Origin of the sequence: Holdemania massiliensis (genome assembly GCF_022440805.1) — a bacterium.
GTDB lineage: Bacteria > Bacillota_I > Bacilli_A > Erysipelotrichales > Erysipelotrichaceae > Holdemania > Holdemania massiliensis_A.
In genome coordinates this window covers 191,265-212,429 of sequence record NZ_JAKNTK010000001.1, presented here as the reverse complement: position 1 = coordinate 212,429, position 21,165 = coordinate 191,265, and the positions used below count along the sequence as shown (strand labels likewise).

Genomic DNA, 21,165 nt, shown 5'->3' with positions numbered 1-21,165 from the left:
GCCTGATTTTGAGCCTTTTCCGCGGTTCTCTCATTTCTGTTTTGTTTTTCGCCGCTTGCTGGTTTTCCGCCTGAGGTTATGCTATTCTTATGATGATAAAATACGGATATGATATTGAAAACGAGGTAGGATAGAATGGAAAATCCCACTTTTAGAATCAGTGAGTTCTTTAAAAAAACGGCCGAGGCGGTATTGCTTCAGCGGGATCTCAAGTCGTTTAAAACAGTCTTAAGCGAAACACTGCTGTGCCGCGGCATGGATGGGGAATCGCCGCTGGGCCGCGAAGATCTTTTGCTCTGGCTGAACCGCTATTACCGTCAAACTCCGCAGCCCCTTCAGCTGCATTGGATTCATATTGAAGTTCTGCGGAAACAGCCGCACCTGTGTGCCTTGTTCGCAGCTTTTCAGCTCGACTATCCCGACCGTCCTTCAATCCGGATTCAGCTGCGTCTGGAAGCGGAAACACCGCAGTTTTCAATCCTGCTATTGGATCTGGATCTGCCCTCAGCCTTAAAGCTGCCGAATGTGGGCGGCAGGGCTCCGCAGCCTTCATTTACAATGCTGGAAGCGGCGATTTATCCGGAAATGATCGGAGTTTATTGGGAAGAAAACCTGCCGTTATTCTATATCAGCTCATCTTTATTAAAAGCCTTGAACTTCACCTATGATGAATTTTATCTGCAATGTCAGGGACAGCTGGATCTGCTTCTTTATCCCGACGATGTCGGTCCGGCTAAAGCTCAGGCCCGCCAAGCGCTTCAGCAAGCCAACCAGTTTGAACTTACGCTGCGTTTAACCTGCCGGGACCGTTCCGTTTTATGGCGGCAGTGCCGGGGTTTCCGCTTTTTGACCGATCAGGGCCGAATTGCGGTGCTGCTTTTTTTCTCCGACATTCAGACAGCGATGCTTCGCCAGAGCGAACTGCAGTCAGAGCTGAATACTCTGCAGCAGCGAAACGCGGAAATGGCAATGCTGACCGATCATCTGCCTGGCGGCATTTGTCTGGTCCAGGTGGACGACGCGCTGACGCTGCTGTATGCGAATCTGCGGTTCTATGGGATTCTTCAGCGAAGTGCCGATCAGATCCGCAGCACCTTTCATAATGAACTAAGCCGGCTGATTCCAAAGGAAGATCACAAGCGTGTCCTGCGTCAGATCAAGGAAGCCTTTGCCGCTGGAAAACCGGGTTTGAAATTTCAGCTGCGGCTGAACGGAGGATCTGGTGTTCAGTATCTATTGATCTATGCCGCGTTTGCCCAAACCGGCAGCCTTCAGACAATCAACTGCGTAGTCGTGGACATCACCACCGATAAGCAGCAGGCACTCCAAAGCCAAGCCAACGATCAACGGTTCCAGGCCCTTCTGGATCAAACCGGCTGTCTTGTATTCGATTACAATATCCAGAAAAATGAAATTACCGGAAGTCCGCAGGCTTGCGAACGCTATGATTTTCCATCTCAGCCGGCTAATCCTGAATTTTTTATTGAACAGGGCTACATTCAGCCGCAGTTCAGCGAAGCTTTTCTTATGGTCTTCAGTCAGCTGCGGCAGGGCGAGAATCATGCCGGCAGTCTGATCAAAAGCCGAGGTCATGATGGAATCTATCATTGGACCCAGCTGACATTGACTGTGCTGCACAATGAATATGGGCCCCAGGAACAAGCGGTCGGCATTCTGGAAGATGTCACGCTGCAGAAAGATGCCGAACTGGCTTATGCCAAGGAACAGCAGTACCGCCAGGCGATCGCCGCCGGGGCCTGCTTAATGATCGAGATCAATCTCTGCGACAACCTTGTCGAAAAAATCAGCGGTGAGTGGAGCTTTTTGATCAGCGAGGCCGTCCAGACCCCTTACGATCAATTTCAAAAGAACGTCGCCCGCCAACAGATTCATCCGGATGAGCGGAAAGCTTTCCTTAAGACCTTCAGCCGGGAAGCGATCAAATCCGCCTACGGTCAGGATCAACGTGAGATCACGCTGCAGTACCGCCGGCTTTCGGAAAAACGCCAGATGGTCTGGGTGGAAACGACCGCGCATATTATTCAGGATCCGGCTACCGCGCATTTGAAAGTGCTGTTTTTTATCCGCAACATCGACAAGGAAAAGCGCCATGAACTGATTCTGCAGTATCAGTCCCAGCGGGATTCCCTGACCGGTCTGCTTAACAAAGGCTCCACTGAGGCGCAGATTCAGTCTGTCCTGGAGAGTCATCCGCAGGCGCTGCATGCGCTGCTGATTCTGGACATTGATGAGTTCAAACATGTCAACGATACCTTTGGTCACCTCTATGGGGATCAGGTCCTGGCCCGTATTGCCCGGCAGATCCGTGAGGTTTTCCGGGCGGACGACGTATTGGGGCGGATCGGCGGCGATGAATTTGCGATTTTTATGAAAAACTGCCGCAGTGAACAGATCGTTAAAGAGAAAGCGGAACAATTGAGTCAGGCTGTCGCTGCCTTATTTTCCGGCAGCATCTCCTGCAGCGTTGGTGTTTCCTTTTATTCCAAAGACGGCACTTATTTTTACAAGCTTTATCAAAATGCCGATATCGCCCTGTATCAATCCAAACGCCAAGGGAAAAATCAGGTGCAGTTCTATCTGCCTTCGATGAAGCAGGAGAGCTGGAAGGTCAACAATACCAAGATTGACGATCAGCCGGATACCGCGCCGGATGTTTCGATCATTCCGGAGCTGGAGGAGCACTTGACCTCGCAGCTGCTGGAAGAGCTGAACGACGTGATCTATGTCAGCGACCCCAACACCTATGAGCTGTTGTTTATCAACCGCACGATTAAAGAGGATCTCAACATCATTGATGATTATATCGGCAAAAAGTGCTATGCGGTGCTGCAGGGACGGGATTCCCCCTGTCCGTTCTGCACCAACGGCAAACTGAAATTCAATGAATATTATGTTTGGGAGCATACCAATGAATTGATGAACCGGGACTTCATCGTCAAGGATAAGCTGATTCAGTGGCAGGGCCGGACCGCGCGCATGGAATTTGCGATGGACATTGCCGAACACAATCATTTAAGCAAGGAGCTGTCACAGCAGCTGGAACGCGGCAACGCTTTGTTAAGCAGTGTGCGCCGCATCGTTGTGGCTCAGTCTGTGACCGAGGCCATGGAGCTTTGTCTGGCTGATGTCGGTCATTATTATAAAGCCGAACGAACGCTGCTCAGCTTTACCGACGAGTCGCATTCCCTGCATGAATGGCCAGCCCCATCACTGCCGGGACTGGCTGAAACTTGGCTGACATTGACAACGGCATTGTTTGGTCCAGATTACGCCTATTTCCGAACCCATTCTGATTTTGTGCTGCTGGATATGGATCTGATGAAAAGTCAGAACGCGGAACTGGCGCGCAGCTTCATGCGCCTGGGACTGCATTCTCTGCTGGCGGTACCGCTGCTTTCCCAAGATCAGATTCTCGGCTGTTGCGCCATCATCAACCCGACCGCCCAAGGTCAGGACTTGAGCTTCGCCCAATCCCTGGCTACCTTCCTAGTCAGTGAACTGATGAAATATCAGGCGGTGGAAAAGCTACGGTTCATGAGTTATCGCGATCCGCTGACCGGCCTGTATAACCGCAATCAGTATGTTCAGCTGTTGGAAAACTGGCAGCAGAATCCGCCGGCCCAGGCGGGCGTTGCCGTCTTCGACGTCAATGGCTTAAAAGAACTGAACGAATTGTATGGCCATCATTATGGGGATCAGGTGCTGGTTGAAGTGGCCCGCATTCTGAAGCTGCAGGCCTGCACCGATCAGCTGTTTCGTCTGGGCGGCGATGAGTTTATCGCGATTTATGAAAAAAGCACGCATGCCGAATTCCAGCAAAGTCTTGCCCGGCTGAAAAAAGCGTTCACGTTAATTCTCAACGGCGTTTCCCTAGGCGGCAGCTGGAGTGAGGATGAAGTGGACATCAACAGCCTGCTGAGCCATGCCAATCAGCTCATGATCATCGCCAAGCAAAATTATTATAAAACGACGGAAACCGTGACCAAGCACTATCATCCTCAATCCTTGCAGCGGTTAAAAGAGGCGCTCCAGGAAAATCGGTTCCTCGTCTATATCCAGCCGAAGGCGGATCTTAAAAGCGGACGGATTCTGGGCGGTGAAGCTTTGATCCGTTATCTGCATCCGCAGCTGGGGATCGTGCCGCCCTCACGGTTTGTGCCGGGACTGGAAAAAGAACATCTGATCCGCTTGATTGACTTCTTTGTGCTGAATGAGGTCTGCCGCATCCAGCAGCGCCGTCAGCACGAAAGCAAGGACGCCGTCGTGATCTCGCTCAATTTCTCACGGATTACGTTGTTGGAAGACAACATGGCGCTGGAAGTGGAAAAGATTCTTTCTCAGTATGATTTTGATCCGGCCTTGATTGAAATTGAAATCACGGAAACCGTCGGTGAGCTGGAAAAAGAAACGCTGCGTTCGATCATTCAGTCGCTGAAACGGCTGCGGTTAAGGATTTCACTGGATGACTTCGGAACCAAATATACCAATCTGAGCCTGCTGACTGTCGCCGACTTCGATGTTTTGAAGCTGGACCGCAGTCTGATCCAGGGACTGGCGGATTCAGCCCAAAATCAGATTATTGTTGCCAGCATCATCCGGATGTGCCACCAATTAGGCGTCAGCGTCATTGCCGAAGGCGTGGAAACCGAAGCTCAGCGGGCGATGCTGCTGAACCTGCAATGCCGGTTAGGCCAGGGTTATCTGTTCGGCAAACCGATGCCGGTGGGGGATTTCCGCACGCTTTACAATCAGAACAAACCGGAATGATCAAGGAATCGCCGGCTGATTCGGTCCTTTTCTTATGCTGAATGAATTCTGATCCTAATTATTAGAACGAACCTTGATCAAGATAAAAGGAACGGTAAGCTACTGCCCCGCTGGCAGTCATGCCGTTCCTTTTTTACTTTGAATGATATCTGTAAGGGAGTTTTCTGATCAGGACTGTCTTTGTCTTAGGCGACTTTGAGTTTCATGAATTCAGGATTGGCAAGCTGCGTTCGGTCTTCAATGCGGCAGACCTGAATTCCTTTCTGATAAGTCGCTAAGCATTGATGTTCATCATTGACCACAATAAAATCGGCTTGTTTTCCCTTTCTCAGCGATCCGATTCGATCTTGCTGACCTAAGAACACCGCGGCATTCAGCGAAGCCATCGCCACGGCCTGCGGTACCGACAGATGCAGTTCCTCAATCAGATTGAACACACCCTGCAGCAGAGTTCGGCCGCTTCCGTAAATCGTTCCGTCCTCCAGCACGATTTTTCCGCTGGGCTCCAGCCGCTCAATCACTCCGTCAATCTGATAATCTCCTGCCGGCATGCCGGTCATGCTGTCATTATCGGTCATCATCAGGATTTTATCCTGCGGCTTCATTTTAAGCAGAATTTCGATCATCGGCGGACAAACGTGAATAAAATCGCAGTTGATTTCATTATAGATCCGCTGATCCAGAAGAATGGCGCCGCTGACTCCGACTTCACGGTGATGCAGACTGCGCATGGCGTTGAATGAATGCGTAGCCATCCTGCATCCGGCGTCTATCGCTGCAATCGTCTGTTGATAATCCGCGCCGGTGTGAGCAATGCCCATGCGCACACCTTTTGCGCTCAGCAAGGCGATCACGTCCATTGCCCCCGGCAGCTCCGGTGCCAGTCCCATGCTGAACAAATCCCCGCTGGCAGCTTCATAAAACGCCATGGCTTTATCTAGGGTAGGTTCCTGGAAATACTGGATTGGCGTTCCGCCATTGTATTTTGGATTATAGAAAGGGCCTTCCATATACAGACCTAAGATTTCCGCGCCTTGTTTCTGATGAACTTTCGCACGATGCAATGCCTGAACATTTTCCAGCATGATCGGGGATGAAATGCAGGAAGGCACGCAGGCTGTCACCCCTGACCACAACAAGGCCTCCGCCATGTGTAGGATCGAAGTTTCATCCTGCGTTTTTGAAGCGTTCCAGCCCATAAATCCATGCAGATGCGGGTCGATCAGACCGGGGAACAGCCAATCCTGCTGATAGTCCAGCACCGGCTCACCCTGAGGTATTGTTTCCACTGCTATGATGGAACCTGCTTCATCCACGGTCAGCCAGCCGTCAACGACGTCTGTTTCTGTTACGATGCGATGACTGCGATAACTTTTCATTCCGTTTTCCTCCTTCGCTTTTATTCTATGCTTCGTTTCCCTTTCCCTCAAGGGAATCAGAAAAAAGCATTCATCTCAGAACTCAGCTGTTCCATTTTTTCATTGATATACAGTATTTGATCCCGGCCTTCCTGAATGGCATGGTGAATCAGCGCTGACGTATCTGTTTCTTCGGCATTTAAAATTAACGTCAGCACCAAATTCAAATTGATGCCGCTGATCAAATGCGTCTGCGGTCGGCATAAATACCGCATCATCAGCTGATTGACACTGCCGCCGGGCATATCGGTGAGAATGATCAGCTCATCTTCTTCACACAACTGACTGAAATAAGCCTGAATCTGATCGGCCGGATTCTGGATATCGACAAAGGCATCGATCACCGTCATTTTGGCACTATTTCCGGCAATGATCTGCAGGGCATTTTGCATACCGGAAGCCAGAGTTCCGTGTGCTGCGATTAAAAACTTCCGCATAGCTTACAAAATCCCGATACATCTTCCTGCAATGGCGACAACCATCATCCCGATGATGATCCAGTTTGCTTTGACATTTTTACGCAGCAGCGCGATGACCAGCAAGGACAGCATCAACGGCAGAAATCCCGGCATAATCATATCGAAGGCACTTTGCAGCTCAAATGGAACATCGCCGAAATTCAAGGTCAGCGGGGTGGACAGCGAAACATTGGAAGCGACCATCGCTCCGACCATCGTTAACCCGATAATGCCGGCAGCTTTGGAAATCAGGGTGATCAGGCCGCTTTCATCCATCTTTTGAACCAGCTGTGTTCCGGTCGTGTAGGAGGCGATTTCCAGATACCAGCGGCCGATAAAGCTTGGCACATTGATCAAAAGCACAAACACCACGGCACCCAAAATTGAACCGCTTTGCGCCAAGGAGATGCCGATGCCCGCAGCCAAGGTCCGCAGCACAACCCAGAAAATCGCATCGCCGATGCCGGCAGTCGGACCTAACAGCGCGGTTTTTACCGCGTTGATGGCAGCCGGATCAAAGTCAGGATTGACCGCGGCTTCCTTTTCCATTGCGGCGGCTACGCCCAGGTTAAAGGTGACAACGTTAGGACAGGTATTGAAAAACTGCGTATGCCGGTTAAGCGCCGCCTTGAAGCCTTCCGGGTCATCTTTATAATAATACTCCAGCATCGGAATCATCGCATAGCCGAACCCCAATCCCTGCAGCCGCACCATATTGAAGCAGGATTCTAGGAAATTGGATCGCCAGTACATCCGTTTTAAAGCGGTGACTTCTTCTTTTGGATAAGCTTGTAAGTTTTTATTCATAGAAAGAATTCCTCCTCTTTTTCTTCAGTAGCTGCGGCAGCAGGTTGTGTGCGTTTCAGCATAGTCTGGAAATCCAGTTCGCGGTAAAGTTCGATGCCTGCCAGAATGAAGGCGATCAAAGCCACCGCCGTCGTGGATACGTTAAAGAACACGACTAACGCAAAGCCCAGCAGATAATACAGAAAAGCACCTTTTCTTCCTAACAGCATGATCGTCAGGATACCTAAGCCTAATGCTGGAAGCATCCCGCCGGCAACCTTGATTCCATCAATAATCGGAGCTGGAATCGCCGCCAACATCACGTCGATCGACTGCGTTCCAAACGCGATGCACAGAAAGACCAGAATCGCCTGGAAGGATTGTACGAGCGCGGATACCCACAGAATCGAACGATCATATGCTTTCACATTTCCTTCCTCGATGAAGCGGTCAAACATCGGCAGAAAGTTTGCCGTAATGAGTTTGCGCAATTCGTTGGTAAAGACGCCGAGCATGCCGATCGGTACCGCCAGCGCCAGTGCGACTTCCATATCCGCACCTGTCAGGATGACAAACGCCGTGGCGATCGTCCCGCCCAATGCGGCATTGGCCGGCATCGTTGCCCCGATACTGGCGACGCCCAAAAAGACCAGTTCTACTGAGGCACCGATTAAAATTCCCTGCTGCAGATCCCCCAGTACCAGACCAACCAGCGGCCCCAACACAATCGGGCGGTTCACCATCGGATTGGCACACCAGGCCAAAGACAACAGATCGCAGACATAATACACGAGTCCGACTAACAAACCTTGGACAATCATCATTTTTTCATTCCTCCTTTGTTATCCCAGGTGGTGCAGACAGTCGCTGACTTTTTTCTTCGGTTCATGCGGCACCATCTGCACAGTAAACTCGATCGGCAGCGCGCAGATCTGCTTCAGCGTATCCACGTCTTCCGGATCGAGATAGATATTGCGGTCGAGTTTGACTTTTTCCTCGGTCCGCAGCTGAGGACTTCCGTAATAATTCCCGATGTTGATCCCTTCAATCGTTTCCGGCACGGCCTGCGCAATCCGCAGAGCATCCCGCGGATGATTGACGACCACAAAGATTTTCATCGGCAGTGCCTTGGGGTTGGCAAGCAAGCCGATCGCCTCGCTGACACTGCGGATAGCGACCTTCATGCCGGCCGGAACAGCCAGCTTCAGCGCTATGATCTGCAATTCGTTGCTGATCACTTCATCATTGGCGACAATGATCGAATCCGCCTGCAGCGTTTTCGTCCAGGTCGTTGCCACCTGTCCATGAATCAGCCGGTCATCGACCCGTAACAATTTAATCATTCCCTCTCACCTCCTAAGGATCTCGTATGCCTATCTTCTAGCAATTTCCGTGGCAAGCTCATCCAAACCGTAAAAAAAGACGAATCTTTCCCCGTTTCCGGTAAAATTCGTCCTTTTTCTTGATTTCTGCCGTGAAATCCAGTTAATCTGCGGCAAAGAAATCTTTTTGATCGCGCACTGCGACACTGTCCGAGGTTTCCGCGACACTGCCCTGCTCGATATAATCGTACAGATAACCGATCTCACTGACCGGCAATACAATGTTGTACGCTCGGCACACTGCCGCAAAACTGTCCTGAACAATTTGAATGAACTCTGCCTGATTGATGGCGAAGGCTTCCAGATCAGGATAACCCGCAGGTTCTTTGCCGATAACCAAACGTTCGATCAAGCAGCTGATATGCAGATACAGGCCGATGATTGTGCGCCCGTTGAAGCTGCATTGGCGTTTCTCCTGAATCTGATCCAGGATTTCCTCGACATACATGAGTATCCGATTGGGATTGAGAATCGTCAGATAATTCATCAGGTTTTCCATGGAGAAATTCTTGATGATCTTCCGTTTGAAGGCATGCAGCTGATCTTTGGATAGAATTCCTTTCAGGCATTGATCCAGCACGTCCATATTTTTCTGATCAATTAATTCTTCTACGGAAACAAACGGAATTCCCGGCACCGATGCATCCAGGGTGCCGACAATTAACAGAATATGGTACTGAGCTGTCAGACTGGTGATCCGGCCCTGATTGAGCGAGGGATAATCCACGGGAATTAATTCCACCTTAACCGAAGCAGGCAGACTGTTTTGAAACAGGGCCAGCACTTTTTCTGCCGTGGCAATTCCAGTTGAACAGACAGCCACAATTGCATTGGGCTTTTGTTGGTTCTCCAGGATTTCATAATGATGAACGCTGCGCTTACTGGCTTCTTTGAGAATTTCTTTTAATGAGTGCGTTCCTTCCATGATCATCGAACCGATGTCCAGCATCAGCTTGGTCGATACATTGGAGAGAATTCCGATGTTCATCGTGCGTTGGGTACCTAAAGCGTCGCTGATATTTTCCAGCGATCCCATATCGACCAGAACGATCAGCTCCAGACAGCCTTCCAGGGAGTCCATGTATTCGTTCAGACGGGCTGTCACATCGTCAAAGCGGCAGTCCGCCGGCATGTCGATCGCATCGAACATCTGCGTGCGCAGAAGCTGATTGCCAACCTCAGCCATACCGCTGGCAACCGCATAGCCATGCGCCAAAATAACAACGGGAATTGAGGCCCGCTGCAGATCTCGGCTGAAATACTGCATGAAGATAAACAGATCCAGGGTGGGCAGCAGCGTGGAAGTGAAGGACAGAGTGTTGACTGCCAGATCCAGAATTTTGCGGATCTGACGGGCTTCCAGCGGATATCGCTGCAGGATCAGCTGCAGAAAGGCCTCCGCACTTTCCTTCTCTTCTGCATTCAAAGAAAATTCCTGCTGACGCTGACGGGCAGCATCAGCTAAATAACGGGCCAGAATCTTGATTGAATTGTTGGACAGCTGCCGGCGGGGAGTGTGGGAAACACTGAGCGTTAAGATCAGACTGGATAAATTGTTGAAAATTTCCTGCTGCGGTGTAATCCAGCGATCCTGGATCAAGGTATCCGCATAGGTTTCCAGTTTGGTATAAGCAACGGCCAGAAAACTGTCGAAACTCATCTGGCGCTGTTTATAGCTGTGGAAGCTGTGCAGCAGGGCATGGTTGAATACCTCATAGCCGCTTACATTGGAAATCTGCGGCACAACGGCATGCAGCGGATGCAGTGTCTGATCGGAGCATTGAAGCAGGTCATAGGTCATCGCCGAGGTCAGGCTGGCCGGCAAATCGTGAATATGAATTTCCAGCGATTGTGCTTCGCGCCGCAGAAAGGCATTCGCAACGCTGACCTTGACGGCATTTTCCAGCTGACCGACATTGCCTGAGTAATGCACGGATTCCAGCGTATGATAAGCCAAGTCGCTGATCAATACCATGCAGTCCAGTTTTTCCTGTTCCTTCTGAAGCAACGAGACGATCAGCTTTCGTTTTTCTGATAAAGGCCGATGATCCAAATCCGGCAGCTGCACATGAATGGGAATTCGCCGCAGCAGTGTTTTCAGCAGAATTTCCTGCGGATTTTCTGTAGTCGCCATCAGCACACGGACATGACTGGAATACCAGGTTTCATTGTCCCCGATCATGTGATAAATTCCCTGATCCAAAAACAAAAATATCTTTTCCTGGCATTCCGGTTTCAGCGCATGAACTTCATCGAGAAACAAAATGCCGCCGTCCGCCGCAGCCAAAAATCCCTGCCGGTCGCTGTCCGCACCGGTGTACGCCCCTTTTTTATACCCGAACAAATGCGTCAGAAACAATTCCGGATTATCCGCATACTCAGCGCAGTTGATCGTAACGAAGGGACTGTCTTCGCGCAACGTTCCCTGTTGGCAGGCGTATTGATACATTAAGCGGGCCAGATAGCTTTTTCCAGTTCCCGTCGCTCCGGTCAAAAGCATAGGCAAGCCCTGCGGCGGATAGGTAATCGCGGCTTTCGCTTGTTCGATGGCATAGGAAAGGCTCCCGTTCCGCCCGACAAGCCGATCAAACACATCGTTCTCTTTCCGCAGCTTATACTCGTTCAGCTGTGGCCAGCCTGACAAGGAGCTGAGTGTTTCAGGGATCGCGTAGCCCTGTTGAAGCAGACGCTCGCGGCTGAAATAATATACCGGACGGGTATTGATTTTGACACAAAGCCGCTGGTCGGTTAAATCGTTCAGCAGCTGACTGATAAAGTTGCGGCTGTAATTCAGTTTCTGGGCCAACCAGGCGGCAGTGAAATGATCCGCCTGCTTTTCATTTAATTCCTCGGACTTTAACAAGGATAAAATCTGATTCTGGACTGTGAGCTGATTTTCTCTCATCGCATCTCCTTTAAAGCGTTATGTAAGTTTTACTTTAAATTTAGTATAATCATTTCAGAAGCACGAATCAATTGTTATTCAAGGAAAGGTAATCTTTTATAGAACCATTATTTTCCATAAATTCTACTTTTAACAGCCTGACATTCAGCAGAAAGGAGAACGCTATGAAAACCTCGGTCACACTTCGTCCGCAGCCAAAACTGGAGCTTCACTACACGCCGGCGATGGAAAAATCACTGCAGGTTCTGACATGGAATCGTGCCGAATTGATGCGTCAGCTGCGGCTAAGACAGAAAAGCAATCCTTACCTGCGAACAGTTCAGTGCGACTGGCTGAACTTTGCCTCATCGCCAACCTCTTTAAAGGCGGATCTCTACGAACAGCTGTTGAGTCTGAAACAGCCGGTTCAGGAACATGTCTGTCAGATTTTGATCGAATCGCTGAATGATCAAGGTTTCCTTGAAGACTCTCTGCAGGATTTAGCTCAGACTTTTCATGTCGCACTGCCTGTCCTGGAACGGCATTTAAGCTGGCTGCAGCAGCTGGAACCAGCCGGAGTTGGGGCAAGAAATCCGCAGGAGTGCCTGATTTTGCAGCTGCAGCGTTTAGGTTATCGAAAAGCGATTCAATTTCTTACTGTCTGTGAAGCAGAAATTCTGACTCATGACTGGCAAAAAGCAGCTATCAAAATGGCATGCAGCCCTACTGAAATTTTAAATTATTTTCATCAGCTTCAGGAATGTTCCCCCGCTCCGTGTGCAAGTTATGAAGCAGCGGATGGGCAATGGATTTTGCCGGAATTTGAAGTGCGGATCGAGGATCATCACTGCATCTTGGAAAGTATCGAAGAACCAAACCTAAGCCTGGATCAGCAGCCTCCGCCTGCCTTACGGCAGGCACTGCAGGAAGCTCGCTTCTTTCTCGATGCCTTGTCCCAACGCAATCTGACGTTGAGTTTGATCATGAATGAACTGCTTCTGATCCAGGAAAAGGCGTTAATTCTTCACCAGCCCCTGCGGGCATGTCAGAAAAAAGAAATAGCGGAGAAGCTGGGACTGCATCCTTCCACAATTACGCGGGCTGTTCAAGACAAGTATTTCCTGTTTGAAGGGAAACTGCTTCCCATTGAGATGTTGTTTGCTTCTTTGAGTGCAGACAATCTCAGTCAGGAAGAACTTATCTCACAAATCCGCACGGTCATTGCGCAGGAGTCGCCGGATTTTCCGCTCAGTGACTTGCAGATCACAATGCGGCTGCAGGAAAAACAGATTCAATGTTCCCGACAACTAATCGCCAAGCTGCGAAAGAAAGCGGGTATTCCTGCTTCATATCAGCGAAAGCGCATCAATTCATAACACTGATCCACGCTTTATTTCATTCGTACACACATGATATCTTAACTTAAAAACCGGATCGCCAGCTTCCTGTTTAGAGAAACAGCTCCTTCTGGTTGGAGACTTCTGACTTCTGTTTTTGATTGAATCGGAAGATTTTATGAGAAACGCCTGTTCTTAACCAGTTCCCATTCATAGAGGAAAGAAATTCAGGCAGAGAACCCATCCTTTTCCAAAAGAAAACCATGGAACTTCCACTTTCAGGATTCTCCATGGTTAATTCAATTTTATTTCTGATTTGAAGCGCTGTTTCCTGCGATCCGGCCGGAAACAATAATTTCAGTAATCGCATTGCCGCCCAGACGATTTCCAGCATGGATACCTCCGGCAACTTCACCAGCCGCATATAAGCCGCTGATCGCTTCGTCGTTTTCATTTAAGACACGACGATCCATATCCGTGACTAATCCGCCCATGGTGTGATGCGTGGAAGGCGCTAAGAAGCGCACGCGAATCTTATCCAACGAATAGGTTTCCGGCAGATAATTTCCATTATCGTCCACTTCTACCTGACCTACTGTTCCGCGGTAAGAAAGTTTCTCCACTTCCAATTCTTTCGCGACACCCATCACATAATTATCGTAATCCATAATCGTCTGCCGCAGGGTTTCAGCATCACAGCCGATCAATTCCGCTGTTTCTTCTACGCTTCTGAAAATCATCCGGCCTTCAACATCATCCGGCAAATTATTGAATCCGCCTGATCCGGCCGTTGTTCCCACGTTGGAAATTTCAACGTAGATTCCCGGAACATACTTCAAGCCTAATTCCTTCGCTTTGGCTTCGCTCATACCGTTTTCAAATCCGCCTTCGGACAGAACGTCGCGTTCCGCTGATTCGTCAACATAGCGCTTGCCTGTTTCCGGATTGACATAGATTACATTTTCTCCAGCACCACCGGCAAGATTGCCGTTGTCAACCCAGCCTAACGGCATCATCTGAGTCCAGCCTTCACCGACCGTTGCCGCACCGACAGCCTGAGCCATTGTAATGCCGTCACCCTTCAAACTGGAACGATTAGTTGTACCGATATTGTTGGCAATGAAACCGTCTTCCCAATAATCATTGGTGCTCTGAACCATTCCAATATTCGCGCCATAACCACCTGTCGCAATGATGACGCCTTTATTGGCATTCACCGTGACCGGCGTTCCGTCAAACTGTGTTGCCTTGACGCCAATAACCCGGCCTGTGTCATCTGTGATCAGTTCATTGGCGGTCGTTCTTGTCATAATCTGATTCGCTTCATTGGCTTTTAATACGGTATTGGCCGGCACGGCGAAATAGCCGCCCCATTTGCCTTCATAGAACTGACCGTCAACGGTACCGCCATTTACCGCATTTTCACGCTGCCATAAGCAGCCGATTAGAGTATAGGCCCGGCTTTGATCAATCGAAGCGCCCTGTGCTTCCAGCCAGTCTTTAATTTCCTGACCGCCTTCGACAAACTGTCGGACTAAATCAACATCGCCATAGATCCATTCTGTATTCTCACGATTTGGCCGCAGTCCGCCATAGTAAGTCTGGAAAACGTGAAGATTGATGGTCGAGAACAACGTCAGTTTGGTCTCAGACGTGCCGCTGTCCAGCTGCGGCTGTGCCCATGCTAAATAAGCGCGGATTTCATCCTTCAAAGCCAGTAAAGTCGGCAGATATTCTTCATGCACTCCGCGCTGGGCATTCAAAGCAATATCGCCCGCGACAAATGGATGGGCTTCATCCACGCTTCCATCAAAAGGTTCCTCAGACCAGTCTAAAATGGTCTTCAATGTATCAATACGGCCTGCGTCATTGGTTACCTTCTCATAGGTTTCTCCATTGTACTCACCGCTAGTCGCATCCGGATTTTCCGGATCCCAGACAACCGCGTCAAAAGTGGATTGGTATGCTCCGCCTGAGACAAGGGTGTTGCCGCCCATTTCTGCATTCTTCTCAATAATCAGCACTGTGTCGCCATTCTGTGCTGCCTGAGCTGCCGCCATCATTCCAGCGCCGCCGGCACCAACAATGACAACATCCCAAGTTCCTGTGATTTCATCCTTAGCTTGGTGGGTAACCGTATTCTTTTTGAACGTGTCTAAATCAGAAGCTTCTGCCGCTTCCGCCGCAGCATTAACCGCATTCTTCAAAGCGATGCTCGTAAAGGTTGCGCCGCTGACTCCATCGACTCCGGTACCATTCGCCGCTATGATATCTTCAATTAAGATAGGATAAGCGGAGTCCCCAACATGCGCTGTTTCCTTCTGTTCCTGAATCTGAATGTCGGTAATCGCATTCTCTGAAAAGGTTGCCTCGATCGTTACCTCTCCATTGTAGCCCTGTGCGGAAGCGGTATAGCTTCCAGCCTTAAATTGAAGGTTTGTTTTCTTCGTTTCTCCTTGTTGTTGCCCGCAGGCAGCACAGGAGAGAAGCATGAAAAAAGCAATCAAAGTAAGTCCCAGTTTTCTCATTTTTTTCCTCCCTTGTCGATGTTTTCACAATCGATCTGATTATACTATAAACCCCGTGGCTGCCACGGGGTCAAGATCTATCCTAAATCTGCACTGATGCTGAAATAATACCAAAGCTTTCCTTCTTCCTGAACACGGGTAATCAATCGCCCGACTAACTCTTTTTGAATAGGATGTTTAACGCAGCGCTCTAAAGACGTCAGTGCCGATCTGGGAATCTGGGTCAAACTTTCGCTGCGTGAAACCGTGGTTACCATTTTCCCACTGCCGCAGCTGGTTTGCGCCTCACCTAAAGGAAGGCTCATCTGTTCTGCAAAATCCGTTCGCACGCCCAGTCCGATGCGGGGATTCAAGATGGGAGAAGTGGACTGCATCTGTTCCGGGTCAATTCGAAAGGCCATGTGCAGGAGCTCCGGATGCTGCATCCATTGATCAATCGTCTTCAGGACGGTTTCTTTTTTCAAATTCGCTTCTGAAAATTCCAAAAAACTTAAACTAAACAGCTGATTGGTGTTTAAATACATCGGCTGTTCAATTTGATGCATTGCCCGCTGAATCAGATTTTGATAATAGATATTTCTGTCAATCTGGCGTTCAAGCAGTTCTTTTTGTTTTTGCAGCTGGATCAGATTTTCCTGATAGCGAACGCTCTGATCCACCAAGCTTTCTGCCTCATTTTCCGGATGAAATTGATTCAGACTTGCACCCAATCCCCGCTCATGACGCAAATAAAACACATCAACGGCATTATCCATGGAGAACTCACGATAACCATTGGAACGAACCCTGGCTGGAACCAAAAGTCCCAGATCAATATAATGGCGCAGCGTTTCCATTGTAATTCCTGAGATTGAGCAAAAGTTTTTACTGGTATACAGAATTTCTTTTTTCAAATGGTATGCAATCCTTCCCTTATCCCTGTATTTTTCTATTCTCATCGTCAATTCTATTTTACAGTCAGATTATAACAGGTTCCATTTTTAAAAACTAATACAGAATTTCCATCCACCTTGCGAAAATAAATACCCCCTTTAAGTTCAGGAACAACCGTCATTCCAATCCTATCTTCTAAATCTTTTAAAATAACCGTGTTTCCCTTATAAAAACCCACAATGCCTTCCTCTAAAACACAATAATCTTCCAATCTTAGAGTTGTCTTCAAATCATATTTCGTTCCGTGATCATCCAGTACATACGATATTAACGCATCTGGTTCAGTTGTATTTTTAAGCCTTTCAGTCACTAAGTATTTATGCCCCAATGGAATCGCATGAACTAGGTTTTTGGGTAAAGACCAGGACACTTTAGAGATAAAACCCTCTTCAACTTTATTCATTATTTTTTGATCACCATTTCCCGTAACAAAATAACTACCATTGTTATTAATATATATTGTTTGATCAGAGTAAAATTCACATTCATCATCTAAGCTATAATGATCGTGCTCACCAATATAATATCTGCCTGTACTGGAAACAATTTTTTCACAGGTATTGGTATCGAATTTCCATAATTCAATTCTATAATTCCCCTCGGTTTTATCCTGCACATCATCATAAGAGGAAACGGAAATGTAAATTGCATCCTTATCGACTGTAAATACTGGTAATTCATAAATATTATCGATGCGGCCTTTAGTGATGGCCTTTTTGTTACCCTCTTTTAAATGGATTACTTCAAAATCCATGAAGGTGAAATCAGACAAACCTGTGTAAGTAACGTTCGTATATAAATATGACTTATCTGATAATTCTATAAAATTCCAAATTCTGCCCTCATCATTACCTCTATTGATAGCTGTGACTTCTGTTATTTCTTTGCTCTTTAAATCCATTAAATATAAATCAGTTGAAACATAATAGGTTTCCCGATTTTCTAATTCAACAATGCTTAAATTGTTGTGATAAACATCCCTGTATTCCAATGTCTTACTATCATCTAACTGAAATGATGATATTTGATAATCTGAATCGATTTGATCCACCGTCATATCCCTGGGGATGGGTTCATCTTTTGTAATAGTCTTGCAGCCGCCCAAAAGAAAAATCATGATGATAACCCCAGATAAAGTCACTTTTTTCATCAACCTTATTAAGTAAAACATCCCATTATTGACTTGAAAGCCTTGATCCCCTGAACTGTCATTCATTTTGTTCATGACTTAACCTCCGCAGCCTGTTTTGTTCTATTATATTAGGCTATTTAAATTAATTATAATCTTTCATGAACAATTCCTCTATATATTTGTTTTTTCATTACTTTTACAAGGATCATCAATTATGAACCTGCCAGCGCTCATAATAGACACTTTCTACAAAGTCCTCAACACTGCCTTCAAAGACTTTCTGACCTTTGTCTAAGAAAATAACATGATCAAAGTATTCAATTAATTGCGGATTGTGAGTAACAATCAAATAACCCTGGACATTCTCTATCAACAACTCCTTTATTTTTTACCTAAGTTTTAAAGAAAAAATTGCTTAACTTGACAACTATACTAAATATAAATTATAACAGAGTCGAAAAGAGGTGATAATGATGGAATTCTCAATTCATATGAATGATGAAGAACGAAGATTAGCTGATCGTTATGCAACATTGCATGAAATGACTTTGGATGAAGCATTCAAAAAAGCCTTATTTGAAAAAATTGAAGATGAATTCGATATCGCAGTTACAGAAAAAGCCTACGAAGAGTATGTGAAGAATAATAAGAAAAGCGAACCCATTGCCAAACTATGGCAGGAATTAAATTTATAAAATGCGGCATTCATCCGACAGTAAAATATAACAAAGAGTCATTGATCCTGAGCACAGCTTAATAATTAGCCACAGAACATCGCGAACTGCAAAAATATTATCCAAGAAAAAATTAAGGAAAAGCTTTATAGGAATATACCGGCTTATCTGTCCCTGTATCTTTGAAATCCCATATCTCTTTTTCTTAATTCCTAAATGATATATCTTTTTTAGAACATTAATTTTTGATATTCAAGGTTTTCTTATCATTCATCCTTGACTTGAATATCCGAAACATCTGCTTCCTTCTGCTTCATTTCTTTCAGTTGTCCAATTCGTTTCACATCAACATAAAGCGTAGAATATTGTTTTTCAATTTCTGGATTTCCATACTTGCTGAAACGAAGTGATATTTTCTTATTCTTATTTCCCCATTGCTTATAATCACTCACTGAAGGCTTCAGCTGATTTTTGCGAGCATAAACGCGAATTTCATGCAAGATTAAACTAAGCTTACTTAAATTCGTATTGCACACACGTTCTAAATAATCCACACGGCCAAACTGCCACTCCTTGTATTTCTCCTTACTCAGAACTCCAATCTGAAGCAAAGCATCGACCGGAACGGCATATCTACGCTTATACATTGATCACTGATGGCTGCATCCACCTTTTTATCAGTTCTTTGATATTCATAGTATTTTGGACTCAGGCATATTCGTGCATAAACAACGGTTTTCCACTGAGCGCAAAAGCCTCTTTCGGTGAAGCCACTGTGGTACCGTAAAGCCGGTTGAACAAATCGTAATCATTCACCCGCGCCATGGTAAAACCATAATCCTGCCAGGTTACATCTTTGATAATCTTCTCTAAATGTTCATCGGCTGTCGTATGCACAAGGATTTCATTCTTCAGCTGAAGCGCCAGATTCAGTAATTTAAACAACGCCACACTGTTGAGATAAATGCATTCCCGCACTTCAATCCCCTGAGCTGTCTGATATAAAGAGGCATAGCCCTGAATCTGCTTGTTCTGATCGTAATAGGCAATCAGCTTACCGCCCTCAGCATTGCACTCCTCCTGCAGATGATCAAAATCCTCTTTCGTGCGCAGATAGAATCCATCAAACCGACGGACATACGTCGTATACACCTCAAGCAGATCTTCTGATTTAATTTTATAGGTCAGTCCCTCATTGCTGCAAGTTGGAATTTGAGAACGCTGAACCGTATAACGTCTGCGGTAATACACCATCTCAAAACCAAACTGAATATACATGGATGGATTATAAGCCTGGATCAGCGTCACCAGTTCACGATGTTCGACCTCATCCAGTACATCATTCATCAGCTCATGCATACAGCCGCGCTTACGGTAGGACGGCAGTGTTGCTACCCCCAGAATCATAGAAGTCTGCACGATCCGGCCATTCAGCATGATCGCATGCGGAATCCGCATCAGCGTTGATACAATATTTCCGGATTCTTTGAGAACCAGCGTATTTTCCGGCTTGTAAAGCGTGCGGAAAAAATAATCTGTATAGCCGCCGTCATCGCCGGCAAACACCTGTTTCCAGATTCCGTAAATCGTCTTTTTTTCCTGCGGCAGCGCTTTACTGATCATAGCTGATTCTCCTTTCCGCAAAGTCGATATTTTTCAATTAAGAACTCAGGATGATAGGCAAGCTTGGCCTGGCGGATATTCTCATGCCCCATATCATCTTCCCGATTGACATATTCTGCCTGATCAAATTCATGGATCAGCCATTCTTTCATGACTGCCTGATATAATCCGCGAATTTCATCATCGGCCTTTTCTATGTTTTCCTGACACATCCGATCACTCAGCCAGGAGCCGATTGCAAATGCTTTCACCTGGCCATCGATGCGGATCAGTCCTCCGTGGTAAGGAATCTGACCGAACAAGGATAAAATTCTGAATACCCCCTGTCGCTCTGCCTGCAGAAACGCATCCGGGTCGTCAGCATGCCATTGTTTCAAAAATTCCACACATTCTGCAACATTGTCTTTATTGAATGATTCGTATTGCCAGCGGCCTTCGTACTCCTTATAAAACGCATTCAAATGATTGCGTTTTTTCTGCAGCTTCTTGCCCGCGAAGGTTTTCAGCTTTTCACACAGGTAGACGTAATCCGCACTGTCACGGTTTTCCTCCAGACAAGTGTTGGGAAAAGTATCCGCAAACCACTGCGCCGCCTCCTTGGTGAAACAGCTGAGTACAAACGGCAGATGGTAACGCTCAAAGATCGCCTTTGCCGCCAGAATCGCTTCCTTGAAATATTCCGGCCGGCACAGCGGCATATAAATGAACAGCGTTCCCTCATGCACGCCCAAAAGCAGCAGCCAGTTTTCATGCTGACACTTAAACAGCGGGTAAGAGTCGATCCATAGGATCATGTTGACTAAGTTGTGATTGCTTTCTTCATACTGGGCCAGCGCTAAATAACGCTGGATCAGTGGGTAATCATCTACGGTAACGGGATCAAAGTCCCTTTGTATCTGACTGGCGTCCATCCTCATCCGTCCTTCTTTCAGTATATTCCGCTTCAAAAACCTCAGGCTGCGATACCCGCTGTTCAAACGGGCTGTCCTGAGTTTGTTCATCAATCCAAATCGAATCCTGATTCTGATCCATCGATGCCCATTGATCGCTCATCGTTTTCGTCATCTTCCGTACCCGAAACAAACCGAAAACGCCGAGGGCCACCAACATCACCAGCATTGCCAAAATAAACGGCCAGGCCATGCTGATAAAGGCGATGATCAGCAGAACTGTAAGAATCATCGTTAAAAATCTCATGTTTATCACCGGTTTCATTATATCC

General features: G+C 47.2%; 17 protein-coding genes. 3 read left to right on the top strand and 14 right to left on the bottom strand.

Annotation, left to right across the window (positions count from 1 at the left end; genetic code table 11):
* The first annotated feature begins 135 nt into the window (after positions 1-135).
* A complete protein-coding gene (locus tag MCG46_RS00950; protein ID WP_240276787.1) occupies positions 136-4,788 on the top strand; it encodes an EAL domain-containing protein in 4,653 nt (1,550 codons plus the stop codon).
* Between the two features lie 185 nt (positions 4,789-4,973).
* On the opposite strand, the gene nagA is transcribed toward MCG46_RS00950, so the two are convergent.
* The 6 genes from nagA to MCG46_RS00920 all read right to left on the bottom strand — a co-directional run bounded on the left by nagA (position 4,974) and on the right by MCG46_RS00920 (position 11,737).
* Positions 4,974-6,167 (bottom strand): N-acetylglucosamine-6-phosphate deacetylase, encoded by a 1,194-nt coding sequence (gene nagA / locus MCG46_RS00945; protein ID WP_240276785.1) that lies wholly within the window; start codon positions 6,165-6,167, stop codon positions 4,974-4,976.
* A 56-nt stretch (positions 6,168-6,223) separates the two neighbouring features.
* Positions 6,224-6,643 carry a PTS sugar transporter subunit IIA gene (locus MCG46_RS00940; RefSeq protein WP_240276782.1) on the bottom strand — a complete coding sequence of 140 codons (420 nt, stop codon included), beginning with the start codon at positions 6,641-6,643 and terminating at the stop codon, positions 6,224-6,226.
* 3 nt (positions 6,644-6,646) lie between these two features.
* Positions 6,647-7,471 (bottom strand): PTS system mannose/fructose/sorbose family transporter subunit IID, encoded by an 825-nt coding sequence (locus tag MCG46_RS00935; protein WP_240276780.1) that lies wholly within the window; start codon positions 7,469-7,471, stop codon positions 6,647-6,649.
* A complete protein-coding gene (locus MCG46_RS00930) occupies positions 7,468-8,274 on the bottom strand; it encodes a PTS mannose/fructose/sorbose/N-acetylgalactosamine transporter subunit IIC (RefSeq protein WP_240276779.1) in 807 nt (268 codons plus the stop codon). The genes MCG46_RS00935 and MCG46_RS00930 overlap by 4 nt, the downstream gene beginning before the upstream one ends.
* A gap of 18 nt (positions 8,275-8,292) precedes the next feature.
* A complete protein-coding gene (locus tag MCG46_RS00925; RefSeq protein WP_240276775.1) occupies positions 8,293-8,793 on the bottom strand; it encodes a PTS system mannose/fructose/N-acetylgalactosamine-transporter subunit IIB in 501 nt (166 codons plus the stop codon).
* A gap of 142 nt (positions 8,794-8,935) precedes the next feature.
* Positions 8,936-11,737: a sigma 54-interacting transcriptional regulator gene (locus MCG46_RS00920; RefSeq protein WP_240276773.1), complete on the bottom strand. Its 2,802-nt coding sequence runs from the start codon at positions 11,735-11,737 to the stop codon at positions 8,936-8,938.
* A gap of 164 nt (positions 11,738-11,901) precedes the next feature.
* On the opposite strand from MCG46_RS00920, the gene MCG46_RS00915 reads away from it, so the two are divergent.
* Positions 11,902-13,092, top strand: coding sequence for a hypothetical protein (locus MCG46_RS00915; protein WP_240276769.1), 1,191 nt, complete (start codon positions 11,902-11,904; stop codon positions 13,090-13,092).
* A gap of 266 nt (positions 13,093-13,358) precedes the next feature.
* Here the strand turns inward: MCG46_RS00915 and MCG46_RS00910 are convergent, their stop codons facing one another.
* From MCG46_RS00910 to MCG46_RS00895, 4 genes are all read right to left on the bottom strand, one after another.
* Positions 13,359-15,581 carry an FAD-dependent oxidoreductase gene (locus MCG46_RS00910; protein ID WP_240276767.1) on the bottom strand — a complete coding sequence of 741 codons (2,223 nt, stop codon included), beginning with the start codon at positions 15,579-15,581 and terminating at the stop codon, positions 13,359-13,361.
* 77 nt (positions 15,582-15,658) lie between these two features.
* Positions 15,659-16,519, bottom strand: coding sequence for a MerR family transcriptional regulator (locus tag MCG46_RS00905; RefSeq protein ID WP_275890939.1), 861 nt, complete (start codon positions 16,517-16,519; stop codon positions 15,659-15,661).
* A gap of 8 nt (positions 16,520-16,527) precedes the next feature.
* Positions 16,528-17,739, bottom strand: a complete 1,212-nt coding sequence (locus MCG46_RS00900; protein ID WP_240276763.1) for a hypothetical protein — start codon at positions 17,737-17,739, stop codon at positions 16,528-16,530.
* Positions 17,740-17,854: 115 nt separating this feature from the next.
* Positions 17,855-18,019 (bottom strand): hypothetical protein, encoded by a 165-nt coding sequence (locus tag MCG46_RS00895; RefSeq protein WP_240276761.1) that lies wholly within the window; start codon positions 18,017-18,019, stop codon positions 17,855-17,857.
* Between the two features lie 100 nt (positions 18,020-18,119).
* Here MCG46_RS00895 and relB point away from each other — a divergent pair, with 100 nt between their 5' ends.
* Entirely contained in the window at positions 18,120-18,341 is a 222-nt protein-coding gene (gene relB, locus MCG46_RS00890) for a type II toxin-antitoxin system RelB family antitoxin (protein WP_240276759.1), read from the top strand.
* A 245-nt stretch (positions 18,342-18,586) separates the two neighbouring features.
* On the opposite strand, the gene MCG46_RS00885 is transcribed toward relB, so the two are convergent.
* The 4 genes from MCG46_RS00885 to MCG46_RS00870 form a co-directional block, all read right to left on the bottom strand.
* Positions 18,587-18,874 carry a hypothetical protein gene (locus MCG46_RS00885; RefSeq protein WP_240276758.1) on the bottom strand — a complete coding sequence of 96 codons (288 nt, stop codon included), beginning with the start codon at positions 18,872-18,874 and terminating at the stop codon, positions 18,587-18,589.
* A gap of 154 nt (positions 18,875-19,028) precedes the next feature.
* Entirely contained in the window at positions 19,029-19,943 is a 915-nt protein-coding gene (locus MCG46_RS00880) for a GNAT family N-acetyltransferase (RefSeq protein ID WP_240276752.1), read from the bottom strand.
* Entirely contained in the window at positions 19,940-20,854 is a 915-nt protein-coding gene (locus tag MCG46_RS00875; protein ID WP_240276750.1) for a DUF2156 domain-containing protein, read from the bottom strand. Before MCG46_RS00875 ends, MCG46_RS00880 begins: the two co-directional genes overlap by 4 nt.
* Positions 20,823-21,125 (bottom strand): hypothetical protein, encoded by a 303-nt coding sequence (locus MCG46_RS00870; RefSeq protein WP_240276748.1) that lies wholly within the window; start codon positions 21,123-21,125, stop codon positions 20,823-20,825. Before MCG46_RS00870 ends, MCG46_RS00875 begins: the two co-directional genes overlap by 32 nt.
* Positions 21,126-21,165 lie beyond the last annotated feature (40 nt).